The organism is Arthrobacter sp. GCM10027362 (genome assembly GCF_042679445.1).
GTDB lineage: Bacteria > Actinomycetota > Actinomycetes > Actinomycetales > Micrococcaceae > Crystallibacter.
The window spans coordinates 1-7,371 of record NZ_JBHTML010000185.1 but is presented as its reverse complement, the minus strand read 5'-3'; the positions used below and the strand labels follow the sequence as shown (position 1 = coordinate 7,371).

Annotated in this window: 5 protein-coding genes; 2 read left to right on the top strand and 3 right to left on the bottom strand. The window is 71.1% G+C overall.

Annotated features, from left to right (window positions below):
• On the top strand, positions 1 to 739 hold a 739-nt coding region (locus ACFQ36_RS18845), incomplete at its 5' end, for a TOMM precursor leader peptide-binding protein (protein ID WP_377016401.1).
• 24 nt (positions 740 to 763) lie between these two features.
• Here ACFQ36_RS18845 and ACFQ36_RS18840 read toward each other — a convergent pair.
• Both ACFQ36_RS18840 and nudC read right to left on the bottom strand, forming a co-directional pair.
• The gene (locus ACFQ36_RS18840) at positions 764 to 2,905 is read right to left on the bottom strand and encodes an ATP-dependent DNA helicase UvrD2 (RefSeq protein WP_377016399.1); all 2,142 of its coding nucleotides are present in this window, start codon (positions 2,903 to 2,905) and stop codon (positions 764 to 766) included.
• 8 nt (positions 2,906 to 2,913) lie between these two features.
• Positions 2,914 to 3,876 carry an NAD(+) diphosphatase gene (gene nudC / locus ACFQ36_RS18835; RefSeq protein ID WP_377016397.1) on the bottom strand — a complete coding sequence of 321 codons (963 nt, stop codon included), beginning with the start codon at positions 3,874 to 3,876 and terminating at the stop codon, positions 2,914 to 2,916.
• Positions 3,877 to 4,008: 132 nt separating this feature from the next.
• Here nudC and ACFQ36_RS18830 point away from each other — a divergent pair, with 132 nt between their 5' ends.
• On the top strand, positions 4,009 to 5,235 hold the full coding sequence (locus ACFQ36_RS18830; protein ID WP_377016395.1) for a macrolide 2'-phosphotransferase: 1,227 nt from the start codon (positions 4,009 to 4,011) through the stop codon (positions 5,233 to 5,235).
• A 7-nt stretch (positions 5,236 to 5,242) separates the two neighbouring features.
• On the opposite strand, the gene ACFQ36_RS18825 is transcribed toward ACFQ36_RS18830, so the two are convergent.
• Positions 5,243 to 7,371 (bottom strand): 3'-5' exonuclease (locus ACFQ36_RS18825; RefSeq protein WP_377016393.1); only part of this gene is annotated, 2,129 nt, incomplete at its 5' end.

The window sequence follows — 7,371 nt, the reverse complement described above, 5'->3', positions numbered from 1 at the left end:
CAGCGCCGGCATCCTCGCCTGCCGCGGCGCCGCCGTCGTGCACGTGCTGGGCCTGGGCCGGACCGGGGCGGCGGTTGCCTGCGCACTCGCGGCCGCCGGTATCGGCACCTTGCTGCTGGAGGACCCGCTGCCGGTGGGCCCGCCTGATGTCGGGGCCGGCGCCTACCGCCTGGCGGACATTGGACTGAACCGGACGCAGGCGCTGCGCCGGTTGGTGCACCAGATCGATCCGACCATCTCCTGCCACCCGATCAGCCGAACGGCAGCAGGATCCGGTGCCGGACTGCCCAGGATCCTGAGCCTGGCGGTCTACGCCGCCGCAGACGTGCCCGATGCCGATGTCGGAGCGGCCCTGATGAGCCGCGGGCACCCGCACCTGTGCGTGCTGTCGCGGGAACAGGATGCCCTGGTCGGCCCGCTGGTGGTGCCCGGCCAGTCCGCCTGCCTGGAATGCCTGAACCGGCACCACGCGGACGCGGATCCGGAATGGTACGAGCTCAGTGCGGGCCTGGCTGCCCAGGCCGCCGGTGCGTCGGTGGACGAGGTGTCCCTCTCGGTGGCCGCGGCCGGCCTCGCCGCCCTGCAGGCGCTGCTGTACGTGGACGGCAGGAACCAGCCCGCCGCGTGGTCGGCAGTGCTGCAGCTGCGGCCCGTGGACGGTACCGTGGCCCGGCATGAGTACCCGCCGCACCCCGGCTGCGGCTGCACCTTCGGCCCGAACCCTGCGCCAGCGGCCTGAGGCCAGCGGCCGGGCGCTGAACATTCAGTGGGAGCCAAGCACGCGCAGCACGTCTTCGCCGTAGCGTTCCAGCTTTGCCGGGCCGACGCCTGCCAGCCTGGACAGTTCCTGCAGCGACTTCGGGCGGGCTTCGGCGATCGCCACCAGCGTGGCGTCCGTGAAGATCACGAAGGCGGGCATCCCCGCGTCCTGGGCAGCCTCCTTGCGCCAAGCCCGCAGGGCCTCGAAGGTGTGCTCGTCGTAGCCGGGCGGGCAGTTCGAGCACCGCCCCACCTTGCGTTCGGCCCCGGTGCTCAGCAGCGTGCCGCAGACCCGGCAGTGGACCGGTCCCGCCTGCCGGCGCCGGCCGGTCCGTTCCGCGGGACGTGCCCCCGAACGTGACGAAGACGCCGGGCGCAGTCCGTCCAGGAAGCGCGAGGGCTTCCGGTTGGCCCGGCCGCCGGGAGTGCGCGCCAGCGACCAGGACAGGGCCAGGTGGACCCGGGCACGGGTTATGCCCACGTAGAGCAGCCGGCGCTCCTCATCCACGGCCTCGTCGGTGTCGGCGAAGGAAATCGGCATCAGTCCTTCGCTCAGGCCGACCAGGAACACCGCGTCCCATTCCAGGCCCTTGGCCGAATGCAGCGACGCCAGGGTCACTCCCTGCACCGTCGGGGCATGCTGGGCGGCGGCTCGCTCCTCGAGCTCGGCCACGAAGTCCTGCATCGTGAACACGCCCTCGGCGGCCTCGCCGCGCGCGGCATCCAGTTCGTCCGCGAGCGCGACCAGGGCGGCCAGCGATTCCCAGCGTTCCCGCACTGCGCCCGAGGACTGCGGGGCCTCGGGCGTGTAGCCCAGGTTGGAGAGCACGTCCCTGGCCAGCTGGGGCACCGGCTCGGTACCGGCGGCCCGGGCCGAGGCGCGCAGCTGGAGCATCGCGTCACGTACCTCGCGGCGGGCAAAGAAGCGCTCCCCGCCGCGCAGCTGGTAGCCGATGCCGGCCGAAGCCAAGGCCTGTTCGTAGGCCTCCGACTGGCCGTTGGTCCGGAACAGGATCGCGATCTCGCTCGCCGGTACCCCGGTGTCCATGAGTCCGCGGATCCGCTGGGCGACCTGCGCCGCCTCCGCCTCGTCGTCGGCGCATTCGGTGAAGCTCGGGGCCGGGCCCGCCGGGCGCTGGGCCCGCAGTTCCAGCGGAGCCGGCCACGGATCCGGGCCGGTGCCCCGCCACGGCTGCCGGGTGCGGGCGGCCAGCAGCGAATTGGCCAGCTGGACCACCTGGGGCGTGGAGCGGTAGTCGCGCACCAGCTTGACCACCGTGGCTTCCGGGAAACGTTTGGTGAACTGCAGCAAATGGCGCGAGGTGGCGCCGGTAAAGGAATAGATGGTCTGGCTCGCGTCGCCGACCACGCACAGATCCGCACGCTCCCCCAGCCACAGGTCCAGCAGCCGCTGCTGCAGCGGGGAAACGTCCTGGTACTCGTCCACCACGAAGTGCCGGTACTGGTCCCGCACCTCGGCGGCGACCTTCGGATCCTCCTGCAGGATGCCCACCGTGATCAGCAGGACGTCCTCGAAGTCAATAATGTTCCGGTCCGTCTTGACGTCCTCGTAGGACTGGAACAGCCGCGCCACGGTCACCAGGTCAAAGCCTGCCGGCTCGGCCCGTCCGCCCGCGGCGTGGGCGTAGGTGTCCGGGGTGAGCATGGACACCTTGGCCCATTCGATCTCCGCGGCCAGGTCCCGGATCGCGGCCCGGTCGGTGCTCAGCCGCAGCCGGCGGGCGGCCTCGGCGATCACATTCGCCTTGTGGTCAAGCAGCCCGGGCAACGGCCCGCCGACGGCCTGCGGCCAGAAGTACTGCAGCTGCCGCAGCGCGGCCGCATGGAAGGTGCGCGCCTGGACCCCGGCCACGCCCAGGTCCCGCAGCCGGGTGCGCATCTCGGCGGCCGCCCGCGCGGTGAAGGTCACGGCGAGCACCCGCTGCGGCTTGTATACGCCGGAGTGCACGCCGTAGGCAATCCGGTGCGTGATGGCCCTGGTCTTGCCGGTTCCGGCCCCCGCCAGCACGCAGATCGGGCCGGCCAGGGTGGAGGCCACCTGCCGCTGCTCGTCGTCCAGGCCGCCGAGGATCCTCGCTTCCAAGCTCTGCGCGGCCGTGGAGCCGGCGTGTGCCGCGATGTTCATCGCCGGGTTCATTGCCAGGCCTGCGGCTGCGGCAGCGGCCCGCCGTACCAGTGCTCGATCAAGGCCCGGGCAATGGAGATCCCCGGTGCCACCCGGACCTCGCCGCTGGCAATGCTGTCGGCCAACTCCTGGCGGGTGAACCAGCGGACGTCGGAGATTTCGACGCCATCCGGCTTGACCTCGGTCCGTGCGGCCATGGCAGTGAACCCGAGCATGAGCGAGGCCGGGAACGGCCACGGCTGCGAGCCCATGTACTGCGGCGAATGCACCGCGACCCCGGACTCTTCCGCGATCTCGCGGATCACTGCAGCCTCCAGCGACTCGCCGGGTTCCACGAATCCCGCGAGGGTGGAATAGCGGCCGGCGGGCCAGGACTTGTTGTGCCCGAGCAGGATCCGGTCCTGCTCATCCAGCACGGCGACGATGATCGCGGGGTCCGTGCGCGGAAAGTGTTCCGAGCTGTCCGCCGGGCAGCGGCGGACCCAGCCGCCCTGCTCGATCCGGGTAGGCGTGCCGCACAGCGGGCAGTGCCTGTGGGTGGCGTGCCAGTTGGCAATGGCGGCGGCCTCCACGAACAGCCCCGCGTCCTGCACCGAGATATCGGCGGCCACTTCGCGCAACCCCAGCCAGTCGCCGTCGTACCCGGCGGGCAGGCCGGCCTCCTCGGGACCGTTGAGGATCTCCAGCACAATATCCGTCCCCACCGGCAGATCGGCCCCCTGCATTGCCCGGCCCAGATACACTGCCGAGGCCGGCAGCGGGCGGCCGGCGGAAGGCAGCAGGGTGATCTTGTTCTCCCGCACCGCCGTCCGGGCGTTGGCCATGAACATCACGCTGGTTGTGGCCGCGCCCCAGATCTCCTCCAGCAGCCCGGGATGGCTGCGCCGTTCGCATCCCCGGTCCATCCTGCTCCGCGCCAGCGCCAGTTCGCCAAGCGGTGGAAGGCCTTCGGACTGCGTCAGGGTGCTCATGCATCTACCGTACTCAGTCGCACCGGCAATTTGATATTTCGGACGCCGGCAACGCATCCAGCGACTCGCCGCAGACATCGTGGGTCCATCCCCGCCGTTGCAACTACCGTGGTGTAGGTGAGAAGGACACCTATGGAACTGGCAGCCATGGCCAGTGCGGCCGTGCCGGGGCTGAGCCCGACGGGCGTCGCCGGCGTACCGGACGATGCCGCGGACTTCACGTCCGCTGTCCTGCTCGACGACGTCGGCAAACAGTGGCGGGTCCGCTCCCCCCGCCACCCGGAAGCCAGCGTCCGGCTGGAAACCGAACTGCTGGTCCTGCGCACCTTCACCCCGGGCATCCGGGCCGAGCTGCCGTTCCAAGTCCCCTCCGTCGCCGGCACGGTGCGGCAGGGCGACCTGCGCACCTTTGTGTACAACCACGTCCCGGGAATGCCCCTGGACCTGGAGTCGCTGGTCGGCGCGGGCGGCCGGATCCCCACCGAGATCGGCCGGGCCATGGCCGGCATCCATGACCTGCCCCAGGCCATGGTGGACCGGGCGGACCTGCCCAGCTACACCGCGGACGAATTCCGCCAGCGCAAACTCAACGAACTGGACCAGGCCGCGACCACCGGCAAGATCCCGCCGGCCCTGCTGCGCCGCTGGGAGCATGCCCTGGAGGATGTCTCGCTCTGGAAATTCAACCCCTGCGTGGTCCACGGCGACCTGCACGAGGATAACCTGCTCATCTCCGAGGGCCACGTTACCTCGGTGGCAGGCTGGACGGACCTGAGGATTGGCGATCCGGCCGACGACTTCGCCTGGCTGATCGCCGTCCACGAGCGGGCCTTCACCGATGTGGTGCTGGAGGCCTACCACGAGTACCGCAAAGAGCCGGTCGACCCGCACCTGATGCGCCGGGCCGCGCTGGCCGCGGAATTCGCCCTGGCCCAGTGGCTCGTCCGCGGCCTGGCCGCCGGGGACGAGACCATGGTGGCCGAAGCACAGGAAATGCTGGGCGAACTGGAGGCGGACATCCGCGAGCACGGCGGCCAGCAGATCAGCGTCGAGGAACCGCCCGTTCCACTGCGGCCGGCCCCCGCGGCGGGACGGGCGGGGGAAGAACGACCGGCAGGATCGGGGCCGGCCCAACCGCGGGTGGTGCTGCTCGGCCCTGCCGATGTCGCGAACGGACCCGTTCAAGCGGTGGTTCCACCCAAACCGGCGGCGGCGCCCCAGGAGCCCAAGGTGGTGCTGCTCAGCTCCACCGAGGGCGAAAGCCTGCCCGCGGCGCCCGCTCCCCCCGCGCAACCGGCAGAGCCGGCGGAGGATGTCAACACCACCTCCATTCCGGTCCTGCCCCGCGAAACCGACTAGCTCCGCACTAGGCTGCCGTGCCCGGCCCGCCGTAGGCCGAGCGGACGATGGCCTCGAGTTCTGCCTCGCCGGCCAGATCGTGCGGGCGGATGACCTTGTCCGCGACGACATAGTAGAAGGCCGCGGAGACCTGCTGCACCGGCACACCTTTCAGCCGCGCCCAGGCCAGGCGGTAGGCCGCCAGCTGGACCGCACGAATCTTCAGCTTTTCCCCGGACGGGGGCGCTCCGGTCTTCCAGTCGACCAGTTCCCAGCGCCCGTCAGGGTCTTGGAAAACCGCATCGATCCGCCCGCGGACCACCACCTCGTCGATGCGGGTTTCCACCGGAACCTCGATTGCCGCCGGGACCTTGTCCGCGAATTCGGAGGCCTTGAAGGTCTCCATCATGGCGGCCAGGTCATAGGCCTCGTCCACGTAGGCGTCCGCCGGGTCCAGGTATTCGTCCAGGTCCAGCATGCCGCTGGTACCGAAGAACTCCTCGACCCAGCTGTGGAAGGCCGTGCCCTTGCGCGCTGCCATGCCGGGCCGGCGCGGGACCGGCCGGCGCAGTGCCCTGGTGACGGCTGCCGGATCCTCCGTCAGGCTCACCAGCATGGACGCCGAGATGTGCGCGGGCAGCTCCACCTCCCGGACCTGGCGGGCCTCGTTGTGGCGGCGCAGCAGCAGCTCCGCCTCCCGCCCCCAGCCGCTGCCCGCGGCCGGGGGCCGTCCGGTCCCGATGGCCTCGAAGACCGCCCGTGCCGCCGCTTCCATGGCGGCACGCCTGCCGGTCCGGGGCGGCCCGGCCTCCCCGGACCGGACCACATGCGGGCCCTGAAGCGGGTCGTAAGGCCACAGGGCCGTTTCAATCTGCGCCCGGACGGGGTTCTCCTCGCCCAGCTCTTCGTCCTCGACCCAGGTGCCGATCCCGGAGCCGGGCCCGCGCCCGGCCGGCTGCCCGGCCACCAGTTCCTTGAGCTCGGTCAGGAAAATGGACGGGGCCGCGGGCTTCGTCCTGGTTCCGAACCAGCCGGAGGCACTGCAGACCAGCAGATGTTTGGCCCGGGTGTAGGCAACATAGGCGAGCCTGCGTTCCTCCTGCTCGCCGTGGGCCTGGACGGCGTCCTTGAACCCGGTCTCGGCGTTGAACCATGAGAGCTGGTCCGGCTGGTCCGTGTCCCATTGCGGCAGGTCGTGCCGGTCCCCGCGCAGCGGCCAGGGCAGCGCCTCGTGGCCGCTGCTCCAGCGGTTGTCCGTTCCGCTCGGGAAGGCCCCGTCGTTCAGGCCCGGCACGAACACCACGTCCCACTCCAAGCCCTTGGAGGCATGGACCGTCAACAGCTGGACCGCGTCCTTGCTGACCTCCACCTGGGTGATGTCCAGTCCGTCCTCCTCAGCCGCCGCCGCCTCCAGCCAGCCGAGGAAGGCCAGCAGGTCCACCCGCTGGGCGGTCTGCACGAAGCCTGCCGCGGCATCGTGGAACGCGTCCAGGTGGCGCCGGGCCTGGTGGATGGAAACGCCGGGTTTGGAGGCGACCTCGATATCCAGCAGCATGGCGCGTTCCACTTCCCCCAGCAGCAGGGTCAGGTCGTCCCCGACGAAGGTGCGCAGCTGGCGGATTTCCTCCGAGAGCAGTTCCAGCCGGCGCAGCCCCTCCGCGGTCAGGGAGCGCCCGTGACGGGACGTCCAGCCCGGCTTTGGCAACCGGTCCAAGGCCTCGACGAGGGAGGCAGCCTCGGCGACGTCGCTTTCGACGACGACGCCCTGGTCCGCTTCATTGCTGTCCAGATCCGGCTCGTCCCGGCTGGTGCCCGCCCGCCGGCGCTGGCTCTCCAGGAAGCGCGACCAGTCAGCGAACGCCATCAGGTCCGCCGGACCGAGGCGCCACCTGGCCCCGGCAAGCAGGCGCATCAGCGCATCCGAACGTCCGGGGTCCGCCAGCACGCGCAGGGTCGAGACCAGGTCCACGATCTCCGGCTGGCTGAGCAGCCCGGCCAGCCCGACCACCTCGTAAGGTACTCCCGCCGCCTCCAGCGCCTTGGCGATCACGGGGATCTGTGCCCGCCGCCGGCACAGCACCGCCGCCGAGACAGGCTCCGCACGGCCGGTCTCGGCGTCGCGCTCGTAGACCGTCCGCCGGGCGGCGGCCACCTGCC